General features: G+C 49.2%; 22 protein-coding genes. 6 read left to right on the top strand and 16 right to left on the bottom strand.

What is annotated here, in order from left to right; translation table 11 throughout:
• Positions 1 to 32 precede the first annotated feature (32 nt).
• The 4 genes from BQ7483_RS05655 to BQ7483_RS05640 form a co-directional block, all read right to left on the bottom strand.
• Complete coding sequence (locus BQ7483_RS05655) at positions 33 to 680, bottom strand: MBL fold metallo-hydrolase (protein WP_072545186.1); 648 nt, start codon at positions 678 to 680, stop codon at positions 33 to 35.
• Positions 681 to 725: 45 nt separating this feature from the next.
• Positions 726 to 1,349 (bottom strand): 16S rRNA (guanine(527)-N(7))-methyltransferase RsmG, encoded by a 624-nt coding sequence (gene rsmG, locus BQ7483_RS05650; protein ID WP_072545185.1) that lies wholly within the window; start codon positions 1,347 to 1,349, stop codon positions 726 to 728.
• A gap of 42 nt (positions 1,350 to 1,391) precedes the next feature.
• Complete coding sequence (locus tag BQ7483_RS05645; RefSeq protein ID WP_072545184.1) at positions 1,392 to 2,240, bottom strand: DUF3298 and DUF4163 domain-containing protein; 849 nt, start codon at positions 2,238 to 2,240, stop codon at positions 1,392 to 1,394.
• Between the two features lie 123 nt (positions 2,241 to 2,363).
• Positions 2,364 to 3,197: a helix-turn-helix domain-containing protein gene (locus BQ7483_RS05640; RefSeq protein ID WP_022020115.1), complete on the bottom strand. Its 834-nt coding sequence runs from the start codon at positions 3,195 to 3,197 to the stop codon at positions 2,364 to 2,366.
• Positions 3,198 to 3,264: 67 nt separating this feature from the next.
• Here BQ7483_RS05640 and lipB point away from each other — a divergent pair, with 67 nt between their 5' ends.
• The 6 genes from lipB to BQ7483_RS05610 all read left to right on the top strand — a co-directional run bounded on the left by lipB (position 3,265) and on the right by BQ7483_RS05610 (position 9,523).
• Positions 3,265 to 3,933 carry a lipoyl(octanoyl) transferase LipB gene (lipB, locus tag BQ7483_RS05635; RefSeq protein WP_072545449.1) on the top strand — a complete coding sequence of 223 codons (669 nt, stop codon included), beginning with the start codon at positions 3,265 to 3,267 and terminating at the stop codon, positions 3,931 to 3,933.
• A 118-nt stretch (positions 3,934 to 4,051) separates the two neighbouring features.
• Positions 4,052 to 6,514, top strand: a complete 2,463-nt coding sequence (gene pheT / locus BQ7483_RS05630) for a phenylalanine--tRNA ligase subunit beta (RefSeq protein WP_072545183.1) — start codon at positions 4,052 to 4,054, stop codon at positions 6,512 to 6,514.
• A gap of 57 nt (positions 6,515 to 6,571) precedes the next feature.
• Positions 6,572 to 7,306: a YebC/PmpR family DNA-binding transcriptional regulator gene (locus BQ7483_RS05625; RefSeq protein WP_022020118.1), complete on the top strand. Its 735-nt coding sequence runs from the start codon at positions 6,572 to 6,574 to the stop codon at positions 7,304 to 7,306.
• A gap of 8 nt (positions 7,307 to 7,314) precedes the next feature.
• Positions 7,315 to 7,560, top strand: coding sequence for a TIGR03905 family TSCPD domain-containing protein (locus tag BQ7483_RS05620; RefSeq protein ID WP_072545448.1), 246 nt, complete (start codon positions 7,315 to 7,317; stop codon positions 7,558 to 7,560).
• Positions 7,561 to 7,773: 213 nt separating this feature from the next.
• A complete protein-coding gene (locus tag BQ7483_RS05615) occupies positions 7,774 to 9,036 on the top strand; it encodes an Nramp family divalent metal transporter (protein ID WP_022020120.1) in 1,263 nt (420 codons plus the stop codon).
• Between the two features lie 19 nt (positions 9,037 to 9,055).
• Positions 9,056 to 9,523, top strand: a complete 468-nt coding sequence (locus BQ7483_RS05610) for a C-GCAxxG-C-C family protein (RefSeq protein WP_072545182.1) — start codon at positions 9,056 to 9,058, stop codon at positions 9,521 to 9,523.
• A gap of 80 nt (positions 9,524 to 9,603) precedes the next feature.
• Here the strand turns inward: BQ7483_RS05610 and BQ7483_RS05605 are convergent, their stop codons facing one another.
• The 12 genes from BQ7483_RS05605 to BQ7483_RS05545 form a co-directional block, all read right to left on the bottom strand.
• Entirely contained in the window at positions 9,604 to 11,898 is a 2,295-nt protein-coding gene (locus tag BQ7483_RS05605) for a DEAD/DEAH box helicase (RefSeq protein WP_072545447.1), read from the bottom strand.
• A gap of 144 nt (positions 11,899 to 12,042) precedes the next feature.
• The gene (locus BQ7483_RS05600; protein ID WP_072545181.1) at positions 12,043 to 13,524 is read right to left on the bottom strand and encodes a DUF262 domain-containing protein; all 1,482 of its coding nucleotides are present in this window, start codon (positions 13,522 to 13,524) and stop codon (positions 12,043 to 12,045) included.
• 50 nt (positions 13,525 to 13,574) lie between these two features.
• Complete coding sequence (locus BQ7483_RS05595) at positions 13,575 to 14,090, bottom strand: hypothetical protein (protein WP_072545180.1); 516 nt, start codon at positions 14,088 to 14,090, stop codon at positions 13,575 to 13,577.
• A 46-nt stretch (positions 14,091 to 14,136) separates the two neighbouring features.
• Positions 14,137 to 14,481 carry a hypothetical protein gene (locus BQ7483_RS05590; protein ID WP_072545179.1) on the bottom strand — a complete coding sequence of 115 codons (345 nt, stop codon included), beginning with the start codon at positions 14,479 to 14,481 and terminating at the stop codon, positions 14,137 to 14,139.
• Positions 14,478 to 15,668 (bottom strand): AAA family ATPase, encoded by a 1,191-nt coding sequence (locus tag BQ7483_RS05585; protein WP_022020052.1) that lies wholly within the window; start codon positions 15,666 to 15,668, stop codon positions 14,478 to 14,480. Before BQ7483_RS05585 ends, BQ7483_RS05590 begins: the two co-directional genes overlap by 4 nt.
• A gap of 371 nt (positions 15,669 to 16,039) precedes the next feature.
• Entirely contained in the window at positions 16,040 to 17,365 is a 1,326-nt protein-coding gene (locus BQ7483_RS05580) for a UDP binding domain-containing protein (protein ID WP_072545177.1), read from the bottom strand.
• A 40-nt stretch (positions 17,366 to 17,405) separates the two neighbouring features.
• Entirely contained in the window at positions 17,406 to 17,873 is a 468-nt protein-coding gene (locus BQ7483_RS05575) for a glycosyltransferase (protein ID WP_072545176.1), read from the bottom strand.
• 52 nt (positions 17,874 to 17,925) lie between these two features.
• Entirely contained in the window at positions 17,926 to 18,378 is a 453-nt protein-coding gene (locus BQ7483_RS05570; RefSeq protein WP_072545175.1) for a glycosyltransferase family protein, read from the bottom strand.
• A 6-nt stretch (positions 18,379 to 18,384) separates the two neighbouring features.
• Positions 18,385 to 19,272, bottom strand: a complete 888-nt coding sequence (locus BQ7483_RS05565; protein ID WP_072545174.1) for an ATP-grasp fold amidoligase family protein — start codon at positions 19,270 to 19,272, stop codon at positions 18,385 to 18,387.
• 20 nt (positions 19,273 to 19,292) lie between these two features.
• Positions 19,293 to 20,336, bottom strand: a complete 1,044-nt coding sequence (locus BQ7483_RS05560) for a glycosyltransferase family 4 protein (RefSeq protein WP_072545173.1) — start codon at positions 20,334 to 20,336, stop codon at positions 19,293 to 19,295.
• A complete protein-coding gene (locus BQ7483_RS05555) occupies positions 20,337 to 20,909 on the bottom strand; it encodes a glycosyltransferase (protein ID WP_317041266.1) in 573 nt (190 codons plus the stop codon). It lies immediately after the preceding gene.
• A gap of 728 nt (positions 20,910 to 21,637) precedes the next feature.
• Positions 21,638 to 21,949 carry a helix-turn-helix domain-containing protein gene (locus BQ7483_RS05545; RefSeq protein WP_072545446.1) on the bottom strand — a complete coding sequence of 104 codons (312 nt, stop codon included), beginning with the start codon at positions 21,947 to 21,949 and terminating at the stop codon, positions 21,638 to 21,640.
• Positions 21,950 to 21,961: the final 12 nt, after the last annotated feature.

Below are 21,961 nucleotides of genomic sequence, written 5' to 3'. Positions count from 1 at the left end.
TGTACAATTGGTTGTCTTCGGGGAGAGGCCCGTCATTCCTTATATCTGAAGAACGGGTTTTCTGCCTTTTCGATGCCGATGGTTGTCGGTGCACCATGGCCCGGATAGACAATGGTATCATTGGGAAGGACGAAAAGGCGGCTGCAAATGTGGTCGATGAGGTCATCGAAATTGCCTCCGGCCAGGTCTGCCCGTCCGATGCTGCCCTGGAAGAGCACGTCGCCCGAGAACATGCAGTGGTCGGCGGCACAGTAATAGACCAGGCTACCAGGCGAATGTCCCGGCACATGGATACATTCCAGTTGGGTGTGGCCGAAGGTGACGATGTCTCCGTCGTGCAGGTATTTGCCCAGCGGCACAGGCTGCTCTTGCAGTTGGAAACCGAACATCCGGCTCTGCTTCGGAGCGTTTTCTATCCAATATTCATCTGCCTGGTTGGCCTCGGCTTTCAGACCGAATTCTTTCAGCATAAAGGGGTTGCCGAAGATGTGGTCCAGATGGAGATGGGTGTTCAGCAGATGTTTCACTTCCAGGTGATTGTCCTTGATGAAGCCTTTCAGGGCTTGCTTTTCTTCTTCGTAGAAGCAGCCGGCGTCTATGACTGCCGCTTCGTTGGTTTCATCCCATAAAACATAACAGTTTACGGGAAACATATTGAATTCAAATCTTTTTATCTTCATGGCAGGTCTTTCTATGTGTATCTTGATTCCTGTATTCTTCTTTGCTTATACCACCGGTACATATACCACTTTCTTGGTTTGGAAGAACTCCTCGTCGAAATAGTCGCTGAGGTTCCAGGTGGTAGCCTTGTGTCGGAAAGGCATGGTTTCGTTTGCCAGTTCTCCCCCTTTCAGGCAGATAAGCCCGTTGGGCAGGGCATTCTGTTGGTGGCTGGAGATGTTTTTGCGGATGATTTTCATCAGGTCGGCCAGCGGCATGACGGCACGGCTCACTACGAAGTCGTATGTGTCCTTCACTTCTTCGGCGCGGGTGTGGCTGAATGTGGCATTGCCGAGGCCGATGCTGTGGGCCACTTCGGTGGCTACGCGTACCTTCTTTCCGATGCTGTCTACCAGGTGGAAATGCACTTCTGGAAAGAGAATGGCCAGCGGAATGCCTGGAAAGCCTCCGCCTGTCCCCAAGTCCATGATGCGGCTTCCTGGCGTGAAGCGGATCACCTTGGCAATGCCCAGTGAGTGGAGCACGTGGTGCTCGTACAAGTTTCCGATGTCCTTGCGCGAGATGACGTTGATTTTGGCATTCCAGTCGGTGTAGAGCGCTTCCAGGGCAGCGAATTGTTGCTTCTGTACGTCGCTGAGTTCAGGGAAATATTTCAGGATAATGTCCATGTTCAGTTCTTCTTTAGAAATGTGGAGTGAGCGGGGTGTTCCTCATTTTTTTACGTTGTTCTGGAGGAAGGTCTCGTCGTTCAACAGATGGCTGAGGGCATCGTAGGGCAACGTAATCTGGATAGCTCCCATGACGTAGGGGGCAATCTCGTATATATTGTAGTGGAAAGTGATGCCGTCTGGATTGAGGCAGAAGTTCTCTGTCGGGACAAGCTCGCCGGTACTGGTATATCCCATGTCTTCCAGTTCTTCGTGGGTAGCTACGTGGTTGTCGGCCATCAGTTGGTTCCATAGCAGGTCGGTCAGCGCTTCCTTGTAATTGGGTACAAAGAGATCATCCAGCCGGATGGGAGTCAGCGTTGCCAGGTTCAGGTTCAGGTACGTGGTCATGTAGATGCCGTGGGCTCCTCCCGTGTATTCGTTATAGTCCATGCGATAGACCAGCAGGTCCTTGTGATAGAACTGCACGTGTCCTTCTATACCTTTATAATAAGAATACCACGCGCCTATGCTGGCGGTGTCTTCCTTGGATTCCTGCTGATACATCGGCTCCAGATCCTTGCGGTAGTTGGTTACATAGGCTTCCACATAGTTCTTTATCGCTTCGGCAGGTGTCTGGTTGATGTATTTTTCGCCCAGGCACAGGGAGAGCACGTAGCGGTTGACGCTGTCCTTCAAATTCTCGTTGTCCGAGCCGGTGATGCTGGTCAGGTTGATGCGGATGTTGCAGGACGGCTTGGCTGTATCTCCGAAGAGGTGCTCCGTGCGGTCTACCTGAAGGCTGTCGAATACGAACTTGCCCGTATCGGGCTGCATCTTGTTGTTGCACGAATAGAAAAAGCAGCTTGTTGCAAGCAAAACCATCAGCAGGATGACAGAATGTTTTTTCATATCAATTTTTGTTGTTAGAATATTAAAATAGAACTCAATCATTAGCGACAAATATAGGATTAATTCATGAACCCGAATAGAAATGGAAGAACTTTTTTCTTGCTTTCTTTACAGGGACGGCCGTCAGCTGTTCCTGTATTCTTGCGGGCTTACGCCGGTGTGGCGCTTGAAATATTTGCCGAAGAACGACGCGCTGGGAAAGTTGAGCGAATAGGCTATCTCCTGTACAGTCATGTCCGTAGACTTCAGTTTCGATTTGGCGTCTATCAGTATGATGTGGGCGATGATGTCGAGAATGTTCTTCCCCGTCACCTGCTTGATGGTGGTGCTCAGGTGCTGGAGGGAGATGCCCATCTTGTCGGCATAGAACTGTGCCCGCCGTTCGTGGGTATAGTTTTCGGTGACAAGCTGCACCAGTTTGCGGCAGATTTCTTCCTTGCGGCTTTGCGGATGGATTTCCATATGCGGGCTTTCGCTGTACAGCTTGTCGATGCCGTAGAGCATACCTTGCAGGATGTGGCGGTTCATCTCCGTATCCAGCGTGTAGGGGCCGGTCGTGACGCGGCCCAGCAGGGCGAAATAGTCTTGGAAATAGGAGGCCAGTGTCGGTTCGATGTGGAGCACGGGCGACCGCAGGATGGAGGAGAACGAGTGCAGGGTCGACTGTACGACGTTCACTTTCGCGATGCATTGTTCGGAGAAGCCCACGAAGCCGATGCGCACCTTCTCGTTCTGGGAATAGAACTGGATGATGGTGCCCGGCAGCAGCGCCACGAAGTCGCCCTGCTTGATTTCCGTATCCATCAGGTTGATGGATACGGTGATGGAGCCTTCGAGGCACAGGGCGAAGATGCAGGCCTTCAGCCGGCACGACTGCTTGTATATGTTCAGAATGTCCTCGGTCACATCCGTCCAGGCAATGATGTCTACCGGGAGGTCTACATGTGGAAAATCCATAATGGCAATGCTATATTTTGGTGCGACAAAGATAATCTTTTTCCCGAAATATTTTACCTTTGCAGGCATGAAAACATTGGTTGAAAATTGGGGAACGATTCCCTATGACGAGGCCTGGAAGAGACAGACCGAATATTTTGATGAGCTGGTTGAAGCCAAGAAGGCCGGCAGCGGGTATGTGAACCGTATCATCTTCTGCGAGCATCCGCACGTCTATACCCTGGGGCGGAGCGGCAAGGAGGGCAATATGCTTTTGGGGGAAGAGCAGCTCCGGCGGATAGGAGCCTCTTACTTCCACATCGACCGTGGGGGCGACATTACTTATCACGGCCCCGGCCAGCAGGTGTGCTATCCGATTGTGAATCTCGAAGACTTCGGTCTGGGGCTGAAGGAGTACGTCCACTTGCTCGAAGAGGCCGTCATCGGCGTATGCGCTTCCTATGGAATTAAAGCCGGCAGGGTAGACAAGGCGACGGGTGTCTGGCTCGAAGGCGATACTTCCCGTGCCCGCAAGATATGTGCCATCGGTGTGAGGAGCAGTCATTTCGTCACCATGCACGGCCTGGCGCTCAATGTCGATACCGATCTGCGCTATTTCAGCTACATCCATCCCTGCGGCTTTGTAGACAAGGGAGTGACTTCCCTGCAGAAGGAACTGGGACGCGAAGTGCCGATGGATGAAGTCCGCCTGCGTCTGGAAGACTGGTTGCTTTCGCTTCTTTCGGCCCGTCTGTAGGTCTGTTCATGGCCGCCTGCGGGCTTTTTGCGTATTTTCTTGGAGGAGAATTCCCGACGATACAAAAAAACTTATTAACTTTGCAGGTCACTTTTGGAAACAATAAAAACATTACGATATGAATATCTCTTATAACTGGCTGAAAGAGTATGTCGATTTCGACCTGACGCCGGACGAAGTTGCCGCCGCGCTTACCTCCATCGGACTGGAGACGGGCGGTGTGGAAGAAGTGCAGACCGTCAAGGGCGGACTGGAAGGACTGGTGATTGGCGAAGTGCTGACATGCGTTCCTCATCCGAATTCAGACCACATGCACGTCACCACCGTCAACCTCGGTTCGGGCGAACCCGTACAGATTGTCTGCGGCGCTCCCAATGTAGCTGCCGGACAGAAAGTGGTGGTCGCCACGCTGGGCACCAAGCTCTATGACGGAGAACAGTGCTTTACCATCAAGAAATCAAAGCTTCGCGGAGTGGAATCCAATGGAATGATTTGTGCGGAAGACGAGATAGGCATCGGCACCGACCATGCCGGCATCATCGTATTGCCCGCCGACGTAGTTCCCGGCACGCTGGCCAAGGATTACTATCAGGTGAAGAGCGACTATGTGCTCGAGGTGGACATCACGCCCAACCGTGCCGATGCCTGCTCGCACTACGGTGTGGCCCGCGACCTCTATGCCTGGCTGATCGAGAATGGCCGTACGGCTACCCTGAAACGTCCGTCGGTCGAGGCTTTCGCCGTAGACAACCACGACCTGGACATCAACGTCAAGGTCGAGAATACCGAGGCTTGTCCCCATTATGCAGGCGTCACCGTCAAGGGTGTCACCGTCAAGGAAAGTCCCTCCTGGTTGCAGGACAAGCTCCGCACCATCGGCGTGCGTCCTATTAATAATGTGGTCGATGTCACCAACTACATCGTTCACGCATTCGGCCAGCCTCTTCACTGCTTCGATGCCGATACCATCAAGGGTGGGGAAGTCATCGTAAAGACCATGCCCGAAGGTACGCCTTTCGTGACGCTGGACGGCGTGGAGCGCAAGCTGAGCGAACGCGACCTGATGATTTGCAACCGCGAAGAGCCCATGTGTATTGCCGGTGTGTTCGGCGGATTGAACTCGGGTTCTACCGAGGCCACCAAGGACGTGTTCCTCGAGAGTGCCTATTTCCATCCCACTTGGGTGCGCAAGACGGCCCGTCGCCACGGCCTGAGCACCGATGCTTCCTTCCGTTTCGAACGCGGCATCGACCCCAACAGTGTCATCTATTGCCTGAAGCTGGCCGCCCTGATGGTCAAGGAACTGGCCGGTGGTACCATCTCGTCTGAAATCAAGGACGTATGTACCGGTCCTGTTGCCGATTTCCGCGTGGAACTTTCCTATGAGAAGGTTCATTCACTGGTCGGAAAGACCATCCCCGTCGATACCATCAAGAGCATTGTAAAGAGCCTCGAGATGAAGATTGTCAGCGAGACGGCCGACGGCTTGACGCTGGACGTTCCTCCTTACCGCGTGGACGTACAGCGCGATTGCGATGTCATCGAAGACATCCTTCGCATTTATGGTTACAACAACGTGGAGATTCCCACCGCCCTGAAGTCCAGCCTGACGACGAAAGGTGCCTGCGACGAATCCAACAAGATACAGAACCTCGTGGCCGAGCAGCTGGTAGGCGCCGGCTTCAACGAAATCCTGAACAACTCCCTGACACGCGCCGCTTATTATGACGGACTCGAATCCTATCCGGCTTCCCGTCTGGTGATGCTGATGAATCCGTTGAGTGCCGACCTGAACGCCATGCGTCAGACCCTTCTCTTTGGCGGACTGGAAAGCATCGTGCGCAACGTCAACCGCAAGAATGCCGACCTGAAGTTCTTCGAGTTCGGCAACTGCTATCACTATACTGCCGAGAAGAAGAACGACGAGAAACCCCTTGCCGCTTATTCGGAAGAATATCACATGGCCTTGTGGATGACCGGCAAGAAGGTTTCCAACTCTTGGGCCCATCCCGATGAAGACAGTTCGGTCTACGAGCTGAAGGCACATGTAGAAAATATTCTGTCCCGTATGGGGCTGCACATGCACGACCTCGTGGTAGGCAATCTGTCCGACGACATCTATGGGGCTGCCCTGTCGGTCAACACCCGCGGCGGCAAGCGTCTGGCTTCGTTCGGCGTTGTAAAGCGTAAGTTGCTCAAGATGTTTGACATCGAGAACGATGTCTATTATGCCGACCTCAACTGGAACGAGCTCATGAAGGCCATCAAGAACATCAAGGTCAGCTATACGGAGATTTCCAAGTTCCCCGCCGTGAAGCGCGACTTGGCCCTGTTGATCGACAAGAAGGTCCAGTTTGCCGAAATCGAAAAGATTGCTTACGAGACCGAGAAGAAGCTCCTGAAGTCAGTCGAGCTGTTCGATGTCTACGAAGGCAAGAACCTCGAGGCCGGCAAGAAGAGCTACGCCGTCAGCTTCCTGTTGCAGGACGAGAACGCCACGCTCAACGAGAAGCAGATCGACAAAATCATGCAGAAGCTCATCACGAACCTGCAGAACAAGCTGGATGCCAAACTGAGATAATCCAGGCTGGAAAGTAAAGAGAACAATTATTAAAAACAAAATAAAAACATTACTCCAATGGGAAGAGCGTTTGAATATAGAAAAGCTACCAAGCTGAAAAGATGGGGCCACATGGCCAAAACATTTACACGTCTGGGTAAACAAATCGCCATTGCCGTGAAGGCAGGCGGTCCCGAACCCGAAAACAACCCTACACTGCGTTCGGTCATCGCGACCTGCAAGCGCGAGAACATGCCGAAGGACAACATCGAGCGCGCCATCAAGAACGCCATGGGCAAGGACCAGAGCGACTACAAGGGCATGACTTACGAAGGCTACGGCCCCCACGGCATTGCCATCTTCGTAGATACACTGACCGACAATCCTACCCGTACCGTGGCCGATGTCCGTTCGGTTTTCAACAAGTTCGGCGGTAACCTGGGTACCATGGGCTCGCTGGCCTTCCTGTTCGACCACAAGTGCGTGTTCACTTTCAAGAAGAAGGACGGCATGGACATGGAAGAATTCATCCTCGACATGATCGACTTCGACGTGGATGAAGACTATGAGGAAGACGAGGAAGAAGGCACCATCACCATCTATGGTGACCCGAAGAGCTACGCTGCCATTCAGAAGCACCTCGAAGAGTGTGGTTTCGAAGATGTCGGCGGCGACTTCACCTACATCCCCAACGACCTGAAGGACATCGAGCCCGAGCATCGCGAAACCATCAACAAGATGATCGAGCGTCTGGAAGAGTTCGACGATGTACAGACGGTGTACACCAACATGAAGCCCGAAGAGGAAGCATAATGGCTGCGGTGACCTATCATTATAAGACGAAAGGTACCTGCAGTACCGACATCAACCTCGAGGTGGAAGACGGTGTCATCAAGGACATCGAATTCTGGAGCGGCTGTAACGGCAATCTGCAGGGCATCTGCCGGTTGGTGAAAGGTATGCCGGTGAAGGATGTCATTGCCCGTCTGGAGGGAATCCGTTGTGGCATGCGTCCCACCTCGTGTCCCGACCAGCTGTGTCAGGCGCTTCATGAAATGGGATACTGAACAATATAGCTCTATCTCTTGTTAAGCATGTAGGAAGAGGCTGTATCAGAATGAGAAAGTACTAACGTTTGGTCATCCCGCACTCGATGCGGGATCCACATTCCGCCGGTTGTTTATGCGGCAATGGTTCCCGGCTCAAGGCCGGGATGACGTTATTTTCTTCTGTTTTGATACAGTCTCTTTTTTATCGCGTGATTTTTAGACGAAAGGGATATGAAGAACATTCTGAAGGACCTCAGACGGAGGGACCACAAACGTTATCTGGGCGGACTCGATGTGTTCAAGTACATCGGGCCGGGCCTGCTTGTGACAGTCGGCTTTATCGATCCCGGCAATTGGGCTTCCAATTTTGCGGCCGGGTCAGAGTTCGGTTACGCCCTGTTGTGGGTAGTGACCCTCTCTACCGTCATGCTCATCATCCTGCAGCACAACGTGGCCCATTTGGGCATCGTCACCGGCCTCTGCCTCTCCGAAGCGGCTACCAAGTACACCCCCGCGTGGGTGTCCCGTCCCATTCTGGCTACAGCTGTGCTGGCCTCTATCTCCACCTCGCTGGCCGAGATACTGGGTGGAGCCATAGCCTTGCAGATGCTCTTCGGCGTCCCCATACCGTGGGGAGCGGTGCTCACTACAGCCTTTGTGCTGCTGATGCTCTTCACCAATTCCTATAAGAAGATCGAGCGGGCCATCATTGCCTTTGTCTCCATCATCGGGCTTTCGTTCATCTACGAACTCTTTCTGGTGAAGGTCGACTGGCCGTTGGCGGCCGCTTCGTGGGTCACCCCTTCGTTGCCCCAGGGCAGCATGCTCATCGTCATGAGCGTGTTGGGTGCGGTCGTCATGCCCCACAATCTGTTCCTCCATTCCGAGGTCATCCAGAGCCACGAGTACAATAAGCGGGACGACGCTTCCATCCGCCGTGTCTTGAAGTACGAGCTGTTCGACACCCTCTTCTCCATGCTCGTCGGCTGGGCCATCAACAGCGCCATGATTCTGCTGGCCGCCTCCACCTTCTTTCAGGCAGGCGTTCCCGTGGACGAACTCCAGCAGGCCAAGTCCCTGCTCGAACCCTTGTTGGGCAGTAATGCCGCCGTAGTCTTCGCCCTGGCTCTGCTCATGGCGGGCATCTCGTCTACCATCACCAGCGGTATGGCGGCCGGTTCCATCTTTGCCGGCATGTTCGGTGAGTCCTATCACATCAAGGACAGCCATTCGCAGGTGGGTGTCGTGCTTTCGTTGGGTGTGGCCCTGTTGCTGATCTTCTTCATCGGCGACCCCTTCAAGGGCTTGCTGGTTTCCCAGATGGTATTGAGCCTCCAGTTGCCCTTTACCGTCTTTCTCCAGGTGGGGCTGACGTCCTCCAGGCGTGTTATGGGCAAGTACGCCAACAGCCGGTGGAGCAGTGTGGTGCTCTATCTGATAGCCTCCGTCGTGACGGTGCTCAACGTCTGGCTGATTGTGTCAGAATTGTTATAAGACAAAAAGAAAAACAGATATGGAAGAAAATGAGAAAAGAATAGAAAAGGCCGTAGCCCTTTTCAAGAGTGGTTTCAATTGTGCCCAGTCGGTCGTGACAGCCTTTGCCGACCGCTATGGCTTTACCGAAGAGCAGGCCCTGCACATGTCCGCCTCGTTTGGCGGAGGCATCGGCCGTATGCGTATGACGTGTGGGGCTGCCTGTGGCCTGTTCATGCTGGCCGGGCTGGAGAAGTGCGCCCTCGAAGGCAGTGACCGCGAGAGCAAGGCTGCCAATTATGCCCTTGTGCAGCGGTTGGCCGAAGAATTTAAGAAGCGCAACGGTTCCCTGATTTGTGCCGAACTCCTGGGACTGAAGAAGCCCGAAGGAAGCTCAATGCCCGAAGAACGTACCGCGCAATATTATGCCAAGCGTCCCTGTGCCCGCATGGTCGAAGAGGCCGCCCGCATCTGGGTAGAACATCTGGAAGGTAAGAACGGCCTCTGATGAGGCCTTCTTCGCTTTGCCCGGAATGACCGGACGTCCGTGTTCTCTCTTTCCGGGTTTTAGTATTCCGGCTCCTCCCTTTACGGTTTCAGCTTCACCGTCTGCGTCTTTCCCGGCAGCAGGGTCAGGCGGGCCGTGCCGTCCGTTCCAATTTCTACGTTCAGGTATTTGGCCTCTACCACCACCTGTCCGTCCAGGGTGACCACTCCCCATTGGCAGGGATTCATTTCGAAGGCACAGTAGGAACCCACAGGTTTCTCTATGTGCCGGTAGATGGGAGGGATCAGGATTCGTTCTCCCGCTTTCAGTCCCCATTTCCGTCCCGATTGGAACGGTGCGGCGTTCGCCAGGCTCTCCAGTCGCGTCTGCCGCATCTCCTCCTGTCTCCTCCGGTCCTCTTCCAGCCGTTGCCCGGCGCGTGCTTCCGCTTCCACCTGCAGCCGGGCTGTCGCTGTGGCCGGGTCTTCTTCCGCCGTTTCGGCGTTTTCCCGGGCGATGTACCGCTTCTCCTTTCCCGCCTCCGCGTGGTAGTATCTGCCTTCATCGTCCGCCACCACGATACTTCCGTCGGCCAGCTGTCCCTCGAAGCGATATGCCTCTTCAGGGTCGTCGGCCAGCAGGCAGATGCACCCGTTCCGTCGCGTTTCCGTTCCGTCCGCATTCCTGTCGGTCAGTGCTGCCAGCCGGTCCAGTATTTTCAGGTAGAAGCCCTTGCATACAATGTCCGTCCGGTTCAGTCCCGGCGGAGTCCGGTAAACCTTCCGCGTCCGCGTGCAATACCTGTTCCCCGCTTTCAGCAGTTCCAGCCCTCCGAAGTCCATGACCGTCGGCCGTTCTTCGTACACGCAGTTGTTCCTCAGGTCTACGTATCGTTTCCGTCCGTCCTTGTCCGTGGCTTCCAGCAGATCGTGCTTCAGGCGTCTCGCTTTCCGTCCGCTGTCGGTTCTCAGGACGAGGCTTCCCCTTCCGTCCACCAGTCCCCTGCTTCCGTCGGCCCATTCCACCTCGGCCACGTCCTCCGTCGTTTGGATTACCTTTCCGTAGGCAGCCGGTGCCGTTACCGTTTCCCCCCGTTTCAGTCCGTACAGCCTGCTCCTCCGGTCCTTGAATGCCTTCAGCGGGTAGGGCAGTCCCTCTTTCCTCCGGTTGTGACGTGTCGCGTCCAGGTATTCCAGCAGCTCCCCGTGCTCCACCACCACCTCCAGGTCATAGTCCGTAGTGTCGTCCTCCCTTTCCCTTCTTCCGGCTACTTCCTCCGTTTGGCCGTGCGTTCCGGCTGTTGCATAGCCTTTCCCCGCCAGCCTTCCTTCGAACGTGGCCTGCCAGTCGCGTTCCGCCACCGGCAGTCCGAACATCCGGTAGAGGCCCACGTGGTCTATCAGCACGCACGTCTCCTTTCCCTCCGCCTTCCGCAGGCCCCGGCCCGCCTGTTGCAGATACTTCGCCAGCGACAGCGTCGGCCGTGCCATCTGCACGAACTCCACGTCCGGGCAGTCGAACCCCTCGCTGAACACGTCCACGTTCACCAGCACCCGGATGCGTCCCGCCCGGAACTCCTCCACCAGCCTTTTCCGCAGCGGTGCGGGCGTGCGGCTGTCTATCGCCTCCGCCCTGACCCCCTGTGCGCTGTAGTAGGCCGCTATGTTCCGTGCGTGTCCGATGCTCACTGCATACACGATGCCCTTCTTCCCCGCCGCATACCGCCGCATCCCCTCGTACAGCCTCCCGATGCCCGGACGGCGGTTCAGCACCGCGTCCATCTCCTTCACCTGGTAGTCGCCGTCCGCCCCGCGCTTCGTCAGCCCGTCTATCAGCCGCTGGTCCTCGCTTTCCGGACGGATCGAGATGTAGTCGAACACCGACAGCCATCCCTTCCGGATGAAGTCCGCGATGCTGTCCGATGCCACCAGCCGGTCGAACAGGTCCGTGAATCCCCGGCCGTTCAGCCGGCACGGTGTGGCCGTCATTCCCAGTTTCGGCGTGTCCGGATACCGTTTCCACAGCTCCCGGTACGTCTCCGCCAGCGCATGGTGGGCCTCGTCTATCACGATCAGCACCGGTTTCTCACCCGTGTCCTCCCAGTGTCTCGCCAGCCACTGGATGGAGCAGGCCCGCACCCTTCCGTCCGTTTTCTCCAGTCCGTAGCGTGCCACCGTTTCCTCAATCTGTTCCACCAGCTCCCGCCGGTGTGCCACGATCCACACGCAGCCCCTGCCGCCGCCTGCCTCCAGCACGTCGTGTACCACCGCCGCCAGCAGGTGTGTCTTGCCCGTACCGGTGGGCATCTGCACCATCACGTTCGGGTGCAGCTTCCACGCCTCAAAGATTTTCGCTTTCGTGGCCAGCTGGTAGTCACGAAGCCCGGTCGACTGCATGATTCCTATGAAAAAAAATGGAAGAAGCGAAGCATTCAGAATGAGAAGCTCCGCCAAAGAAAAAGAGAAATGCTCTTGTTACAGTTCTGTCAGACCGCCGTCACGCTCAAGAACTCCATGTATCCCATTACTCAATCGGGCAGTTTACAACACATCAGACAACATGTCTTTAATGAACGTTTTTTCCTGTTGTAAGATGTATTGACTCCGTTCTTTGATAAAAGTTTCGGCTGTGTTCTGTTTAAAGCAATGGGCTAAACTTGCTGTCAGACCAAACTTGGCCAACTTGTCAGACCATTCATGCCGTTTGTTCAGCCAGTTTGAGATTTCGGCTATGTCTTTTTTGCTGGTACAGATAAATGAGTTACCGGGACATTTTCCTCCCGAGTGCGGAATGGTTATAATTTCCAATGCCGCATCGGATTTGTGCATATTATGCTGTAAAATGGTTGTGATGACGAAGGCGCATGCCCTTACCCCTCCTAAGTTGAGCGAATCAGGCAGTTTGAAATCCATATTGTCCCGATTGTATGCAATAGGAGTCTTTTCTATTGTTTTTGCATAGTTGGTAAACCGTTTGATGTCCTCCCTTATCACCGACAGGGATGAATTGGTGAAATATGCACTGTATGTGGTATAAAAGAACCATTGCTTCAGTTCTTTGATTTGTTGCGGATTGGGTTGTCTGTTCCATCTGAAGAACGAGGCCAGCATGATGAGCTGATAGGAGTAGGGCAACAGTCTGTAGTCTATGACCCCACATTCTTTATACAAGAATTCCACCGCCTGGCTCACATCCTTTGCTACATTCTCCATCACATCCTTCAAGTTGTTTTTCTTCTTCAGCAGATCTTCCACTTTGCCGTCAATGAATGGAATTTCTGCATAAGTATATGCACAATTCAGGATCAGTTCCCTTTTCATCTTGTTGAAATTATATTTCCACAGGTTCTGTAGGATGGTCGAAATTTCATTGGCAAAAAGGAATCCCGTATTGGGGTCATACGCCAGTGCCTGCAGCATATAGTCTGCACTGATAGGCGTCGATTTGGAATTGAGTCTGGAGAAAACTTCCACAGCTTCGTTGATGTTTCCTCCTGTTACCGAAATATATCCCAGTTCATAGGAGAGCAATGTCTTGTTGATTTTCTTGGCTCTTTCCGCGTATATTTTCTTCTGTGTATCGTTTAGCGGACTGGCTTTCAGTTTTTCGAGGAAATCCACCAGCTCATAGGTGTCATAGGCCATTCCCAGCTTCAGCATGTTTACTTTTCCCGTATGTCTGTTGGCCGGAGCCTGTATGATTTGCATTTCCTCCAGGTCGATATATATTTTGTTGTAGTATTCTCCGCCTGGATATAGTACACTGATGAGTGCGGTTATCCGTTGCCTGCCGTCCAGAATATACATCTTTTCGTATTCCTGTTGTTTTTGTGTTACGCTGATTCCTCCGATTTCATGCAGCGTTCTGAAGCTTTCCGATTCTGGTTTCCATAGGATCAACGTTCCGATCGGATATCCCTTGATGATACTGTCGAATAGCTCTACGATTTGTTTGCTTGACCACACAAAGTCCCGTTGGAATTCCGGTATGGCATATTCTCCGGACAATATTTTGTCCAGCATAATCGTAATATAGTCTCTATTTGCCTTTATTGTCATTTTAGCCATAACAGTCAGATGAATTTTGCAAGGTGAAAAATGATTCTTTGGATTTCATCTGTTCCGGAACTTTCTTCCACTCTCTTTTTCAGATCTTCTTTGGTCAGATGGTCGCAGAGGTCCTTTATGTTTTTCTTTTCGATTTTCACGACGTCGCTATGGCCGGTATCGTGGAAGTCCCATTCCTCTTTACTCATTGTCATTGCCCTGTTTTCGTTCGTCATGAATCCGGCTTTTTTATATGTTTCAGGTGGAAAATAGTTTTCTATTTCCCTTTTTTCCAATTCGTGCCATTCAATCTGCAGTCTCTTCAGTGAGTCTTTCAGGTTTTGGTTATGGTCCTTGTCATTGGCTGCATTCTTGTCGCTGTCAAACAAGGTGGTCAGTCGGTAGGGCGACAGATGGCGGGTTGTTTCCATCAACGTCCTTACTGCGTTGAGGATGCTTCCGTTTCCTCCTCCGCTATTATATATTCTGATTCGTCCTTCGGATATGGCCTTGTGTACATCTTTGTTTATATTTCCAGCCATTTTTTCCTTTCGGTAGAGTTGTACCCATCGTTTGACGGCAATTCCGTCATACCCATCCGTTTTCCAATACCAGTGTAGACGCTTCTTTAGCCAGGAAAGCCATATCATCTACCGTTAGCATACCTTCCCCATATCCTATTGTGACGGACGTCTCATGCAACCTCATCATGCTGGTAGGCTTCCATAGTCCCGTATTGCTGGTCAATTGTTCCCGTACCAGTTTTCCCAGATAATCATCTGTCAGCAGAATCGTTTTTTCGGTCCAGTTCCATACCTGTGGTGTCAGTTCCACGCAGTGTTGGTTGTCGGCAGCGGTCTGCAGTGCCTTTGCAAAGTTCAGGACAATGTCCTTCCCTTGCCCCATGATGCTGTTGTCTATGTGGAAAATCATTCTGCTTTGGTGGCTTTGCTTGCTATGTCTTTCAGTAGCTCATACGATTCGTTGAATACCCCTTTGGGCCAGTCGGTCAGTGTGCCGTCCTCTTCGATAAATATTTCCTCCATCGATACCCCATCTTCCTCTTCATCCAGGAAATAGATGACGGCATCATCCGCCTTGAAATCTATATTTTCATCCACGACGGCATCCCTCAGTCCCAGCAAGATGTTCTCCGAGTGCGTTTCTATGATGTAGCGTTGTTGGCTGGTCTTGCTACTTGTCGCAAACAGGCGTGCCAGTTCGGCGTGTGCCGCGGGGTGCAGATGCAGTTCCGGCTGTTCCACTACCACAATTGATTGTGGCACTTTGTGCAGACATCTGGTTACGATGGGAAGCACCTGGCTCATACCCATACCTTCGTCAGCGATGTTCACCCAATAATCTCCGTTGTCCGGCTTGTTCATCTGTACAAGATAGGCTCCTTTTTCTCCTCCCGGTTCGATGCGCAGACGGCATCCGTTGAAGTTCTTTTCGAACCATTCACTTGTTTGTTGGACCAGTTTTTCGTCGGCACATAGCAGTTGGTAGGCGTTTTCTCCTTTGGGTCCCACATTGTCAGACAATTCTCCTCCTGTATAATAATAGCTTCGTTGGGGCTCGTTCCTCAGCGGTCCTATATAGTCTACGTTGAAGTTCAGTTTGGTATCCACCCCGATGTCATTCAGGAAGTCCTTGTGTATGAATCCCGAGAAACCGGTGCTCAAATATGTTTTTCCGTTTTCCTCGCAGTAGTAGTTCACCCGGTCTTCAGCCAGCTTTATGGAGTGTATTTCTCCCTTTGTCCATACCGTATATTTTCTGATTTGAATTTCATTTTTGGGCGAAGCCATCAGCTCGATTATTATCTGGGTTCCGTCCGTATATTCCACTCCGAATTCCAATCCAGTCGTATTTCCGTTGTGGCAAAGGCTTTGGTAAGATACGCCTAATGATACACCTTCCGTTTCCAGCACCAAAGTGGATTTTTTCAACGTTCCGGAAAACGATTTGGCCAATATACTCAACAGTTTTGTGATTGAACTTTTTCCGCTGCTGTTTTTGCCCACCAATATGGTGACAGGTCTGATGGACAAACATTCATCTCCTCCAAATCGTTTGTATGCAGAGAACAAAACTTTATTTAATGTTGCTTCTTCCATATTCAAAAATCCTGTTTGCTAAATATGATGGATACAAATATACGATGAATTTATCAATAAATTCCTTCGAAGAACATTAAATTTAGGAAACGTAGCCATTTACTTTCACTTCCTCCCGTCACCACATTCAAAACAGCATGTTCCCGATAATTCCTCCAATACCTCAAACCTAATCCCTCTCTCTTTCTCACCACAGATTACACAGAGTTCCACAGATTCATGTCATCCCGCACTCGATGCGGGATCCATTACACACACAGTGTCATGCCCTATTAGCGGTTAACGGTGAGCGGTTAGTATCATTAACCATTGAAATCTGAAATCTAAGATCTGAAATCTAATATTTTATATTTAATATTTTATATTTGATCTCAGTCTCTTTGGAATAGGTCCCTCGTATACACCTTCTCCTTCACGTCGTCCAGGCAGGCGTCGTAGCGGTTTGCGATGATGGCGTGCGACTGCCGCTTGAAGGCCTCCAGGTCGTTCACCACCAGCGAGCCGAAGAACGTCGTTCCGTCCTCCAGCGTCGGTTCGTAGATGATGACCTCCGCTCCTTTGGCCTTCACACGTTTCATCACTCCCTGTATCGAGCTTTGGCGGAAGTTGTCGCTGTTCGATTTCATCGTCAGGCGGAACACCCCGATGGTACACGGCTGTTCCTTGTTGGCGTTCCATTGCGAGTTGGCCGTATAATATCCTGCCTTGTTCAACACCTGCTCCGCGATGAAGTCCTTGCGCGTGCGGTTGCTCTCCACGATGGCGTGAATCAGGTTCTCCGGCACGTCCTGGTAGTTGGCCAGCAGCTGCTTCGTGTCCTTGGGCAGGCAGTATCCCCCGTAGCCGAAGCTCGGGTTGTTGTAGTGCGTCCCGATGCGCGGGTCCAGGCAGATGCCGTCGATGATGGCCTTCGTGTCCAGTCCCTTCATCTCCGCATACGTATCCAGTTCGTTGAAGTAGCTCACGCGCAGCGCCAGGTACGTGTTCGCGAAGAGCTTCACCGCCTCCGCCTCCTTCATCCCCATGAAGAGCGTCGGGATGTCCTTCTTGATGGCCCCTTCCTGCAGCAGCGCCGCAAACTCCCGTGCCTTCTCCTCCAGGTGCTCTCCGGCGATAGTGCGTATGGCCTCGTTTTCCTCTCCGAAGCGTCCGTCGTCCATCATCTTCGGATAACCCACGATGATGCGGCTCGGGTACAGATTGTCATACAGCGCCTTGCTCTCCCGCAGGAATTCCGGCGAGAACAGCAGGTTCAGCCGCTTCCCCTGCAGCGCCGGTGTCTCCTTGAACACCTGTGCATACTTCACGTACAGGCTCCGGCAGTATCCCACCGGAATCGTGCTCTTGATCACCATCGTCGCGTCCGGGTTCACCTCCAGCACCAGGTCTATCACCTCCTCCACGTGGCTCGTGTCGAAGTAGTTCTTCACCGGGTCATAGTTTGTCGGTGCCGCTATCACCACGAAGTCCGCGTCGCCGTACGCCTTCCGTCCGTCCAGTGTCGCCGTCTGGTTCAGTTCCTTTTCCGCCAGATACTTCTCGATGTACTCGTCCTGTATCGGGCTGATGCGCCGGTTTATCTTCTCCACCTTTTCAGAGATCACGTCCACCGCCGTCACTTGGTGATGCTGTGCCAGCAGCGTCGCTATTGACAGTCCCACGTAGCCCGTTCCGGCTACTGCTATTTTGTAATTCATATCCACAAATTTGAATTTAATATTTATAAATCTTTCATTATTATCCAATTACCTGTGACAATTCGTCAATCAAAGATTGGCTTGCAAATTCTCCTAATTTATGTAACGGCTTTAAATCCTTTTTTGTCAACAATTCTTTCAGTTCTACATCATCGTTGGCTACATATGCATACCCTAATTCTTTCATTTTCTGTGCAGTAGCAAGCTGATGCTCGTTGCGGTGTTCTCCTAAAGCTGCAATACGTGGAAAGATAATAATCGGTTTATTTTGTCGCATGGCTGAAATGATGGTTCCCATTCCGGCATGGGCTACTATTAAGCGAGCTTTACAGAATAATTCATTAAAAACGTCTGGTGCCAAAAAGTCTATTGTGCGAATATTCTTTGCCACATACTCGCTTTTATAGACTTGTGCTATAATTTCCTCGTCAATGCAAGCGGCCGCTTCATCTATAATCTTCACAAAGCGGTCAAAAGGAGCTTGTGTCCCTATTGTACAAAATATCATAAGTTTAAATCAATAAGTCAAAGAACTAATAGGAGGGAATATTAGAGAAACGTCAATCTCCAAATATGTTCCCTGCATAGTGCACCCGTCCAGTGGCAAGTTCAGGCCACTGAGTATAAACATAGTTTGCTAATTTACGCGCTAGTTTCCCTGAAGTGCTCATTGTTGCTACATTTGCGACAGAATCTATCCAAATCGTCTTAATCCCTAATAAACGACCTAAGGCAATGGTTATAAGTCCTGGAGCAGCTCCAGTAGTAATAATAGTTGATGGTCTTTCTTTGATCAGTATGAAACAGATATTGAAAGAAGCTGGTATTATTTTCCAGATATCCCAACGACTAAAATCTATGATGGTATGAAAACGACAATTTTTAACCATAGACTTACATTTAGGATGGGTTGACATATAGACTACTTCATATTGAGCTTCCAATGGTTTGACAATACGTAACAATTGTATCCAATGTCCTCCAATAGATGCTACAGCTAATATTGTTTTCATAGTAATTTATAAATTGATTAATTTTCCTGTTTCGTTTAAAAATTGTTGAGAAAAATAGTCCATACAACCACTTTGTGATGTAAACGTTAATTCTCCAAAATAGACTTTCCCATTAACTTCATACAGGTCTACGCGTAGAATTGGGAAATCTGTAGCTAGTTTGCGGGAAATTTTTAACATTTCGTCAAAACAAACCGGTTTAGGAAGTTGTTGTTTGCTTTCTTTGTAATGACTTGTAAATATGGAATATTCTGGGTGATATTGCCAATGGAGATCATAGACACCTACGTTGGCATGATATTGTTGTCTGTTATAGCAAACCATTACACTATGAGGATTGCCATTGAAACACCAAATCTTATAATCAATCAAAGAAGTCGAATTCCCTGCTTGGTTTGAACTATCTAAAAGTTCTTCCGCTATAATACATGGTTTGATCAGTGCATAATGTGGTTCACCGCTTGTCAAGCCGAATTTCCGATGTAACATCTTGTCAAAATATTGTTTGGTGCTCTCTATGTTGAGAGTGGATTTATCCTTACATATCAGTACATCACCACTCCCATTGTTGCATTTCATGACAAACTGATTGGGTAACATATCCCAATCGATTTCATTTACATTATCCCATTTGCCATATAGCTTTACTAAGATAGAACCTAATCCCATGTCTGAAATATATTGACGAACAGCATATTTATCTGCCAAACGGGGCCATTTAGACGTGTCACCGTAAAACTTCAAATAATTGATTTTTTCATTTAAATCTCGTGGATTTTTGAAGTGCGGCCACTTATGCATAATGTATAAGAATCTAAGTTTTGCTACATTTATTGGGGTAAGAATCTTTATATTTGCCAATAAGTTGACTACAAACAAGATGATTTCTTTCATATTTTCAATTTGGAAAATTCCTATATTGTATTATATAATTGTGATAGTTCTTTAGATACTTCAACTGGAAGATGTTTCTTTATTTTTTGTTGAGATTTCTCACCCATTGATTTTATCAATGATGGATTAAAAAGAAATTTATTGATGCCATTTTCTATGGCCTCTTTATTGCCAGGATTTATTAGATAACCATTGATCCCATTTTCCACTATTTCAGGGATTCCTCCTACATTCGTTGCAATAATGGGCATTGAATAGCTCATTGCTTCCAGTATTGAGATGGGAAGTCCTTCGTAATAAGAGGGTAGGATGTATACGTCAGATTGATTGAACAAATCGATTTTACTATTGCCGCTGACCCAACCTTTGAAAATAACGATATCCTCAATGCCATTTTCGTGAATTTTCCTTTGAACAGATTCTATTTCACCATTGCCTCCCAAAAATAGGCGTAGTTTGTTCTTGTATTCAGACTTGTTTTTGATGATTACGTCCAATAAATCGTATACTCCCTTATTCTTATTCATTTTGCCAAGAAACAATAAGGTGAACAGATTACTTTTCTTAGGATTGATTTGGGGAGTCTCTATGATGTTGCTTATCACTGTTACCTTTTTACATGAAAACTCTTTTTCAAAAAACTCTTTCCAATTTTCGGAGAGTGCGATAATGCAATCTGTTTTTGATAAAACATATCGGACGGCATTGGGATGTTCTTTGCTGAATTTTTTAAATCCTCCCCCATGGATATGATAAACAATTTTCTTTCCAAAAGCCTTGCCGAGTAAGATAAAGACACTCTTTCTCCAAAAACTAACATAAGATGCTCCGTGAATATGCACTATCTTTATATTATGCTTGACAAGCATGTAGTACATAAAAACAAATAGAGCTTTGATAAAGACTATCAGTTTGAATAACTTGTTAGAATCATTAACAGTCCCAATGAAATGGAATGGTCTTATCATTTTACTGTAAGATGATATGACAGCAGCCACGCCACCACGGACAGGATGATGCTGAATGCCTATGGTAAGCAAATTATTACCATTGATGTAATCCATTTATTTATGTTTTAATTGATTATACTTCAGAAGTAAAAATTCAGGAATTAATTTTCGCATGGCCCTTTTGATATGCCATGTTAGCCCTCGATTTGCCCATGATCCCATATAATGATGGATTGTTCGTGTATTTTGCGTGATATGTATTTTTTTTGTGATGATATTAATCGGACAAAAATACTCAGACGGGTAAATGTAAATGTCATTTATTTTTTGTATACCGGGTTTGTTACTTAGACCTTCTTTTATTAACAATTCAGATGTATATTCAACGACTGTCTTAAGATTTAAACTACTGTCGGCATGCTTGAAATGTAACGTTTCATATCGGTCTAAAATTTTTTTATATTGATTTAGGTTTGGAGCACAACCTAAACCTAATCCAGGATTACAATTCAAATTACTCTCCAATCCCATAAAGCCTCCTCGCTCTATGATATCATTTAATGGCTTGATAACCTCAACATCAGTATCAAAATATACCCCTCCGTAACGATATAGAATCCAAAAACGGGCATAGTCACTAACAAAAGCATATTTCTTCGCTTCGTATGCCTCTTTTGTATAAGGAATGATGTTAACATCGAAATTGTCTTCATTTCATTCTTTGATTTCATAGTCTGGAAAATACTTTTTCCATGATGCAATGCATTTAGTAGCCAGTGGTGGAAGTGGATTTCTTCCAAACCAACAATAATATCTATTTTTGGAATAATCTCATAATCCGCTAAGAATAAAAAGTTTATGCGGAAAGTTCAAGAACGAGGTAATGAGTTGGCAACTGTTCTGATTTCTACATACTTGCGTGATTTGCATTGATGTACAACTCATCTTGGAACAAAGGTACAACTTTTTTATGAACGAGCAAAAGGACGGTGCATTTTTCATTGTTCAGGGTAATATTTGAATTTGGTCTATCATCAATCTGCGATATATATGAGTTTCCCGATTCCGTCATTCGCCCCTTTCCTTTGCTCGTCTGCGAAGGTAGTACATCAGCCCTTGAAAGTTGAAAGGTCAGGCGGCAAGCCGTTTCGGACTGAATCTTCCTCCTACGGAGAGTATTCACCCCGAAAACCTTTCCCCTTTCAATGTCTGTACTTAGGAATGCAGACGGCAACGGAAATGAACGACTGACGAAAATGTAGATAAAGATAAACAGACAGCATACAAAAGGATTCTTACATTGATAACCCATTTGTATGCTGTTCTTGTTTCTATCCATAGGAGCACTATTATTTTACATCATAGATATATAGGGCAAGCGGTAAATTTCACTCCCTCCAAAAATATAGAGAGGTTTATCCGCTGCTATTAAGCAGGTGCTTGCCGTTGTACTCCCGTTTCAATGCCTGCTCAATCTCACTTCGCTTGTAAAGGACTTTGCCACCGAGCACATAGTAAGGGAGTGTTCCGTTACTGCGATACTCGCTCAATGTTCTTCGGCTCACTTTAAGCATATATGCCACCTCCTTGTCGCATAGATACTCATCATCGTTTTGTAAGGTTGTCCCGTCTTTTGGCATACTATCGAGAATCTCCGATAGCTGGTCGATACTCTCGTGAATGGACTGCATCCACGCATCGTCTTTGGTTCTCATCTCTTGATACATATTCAAATTGGT

It is taken from the genome of Mediterranea massiliensis (assembly GCF_900128475.1).
Lineage (GTDB): Bacteria > Bacteroidota > Bacteroidia > Bacteroidales > Bacteroidaceae > Bacteroides > Bacteroides massiliensis_E.
The sequence above is the reverse complement of the archived record's forward strand: the minus strand, read 5'-3'. Positions and strand labels throughout refer to the sequence as shown.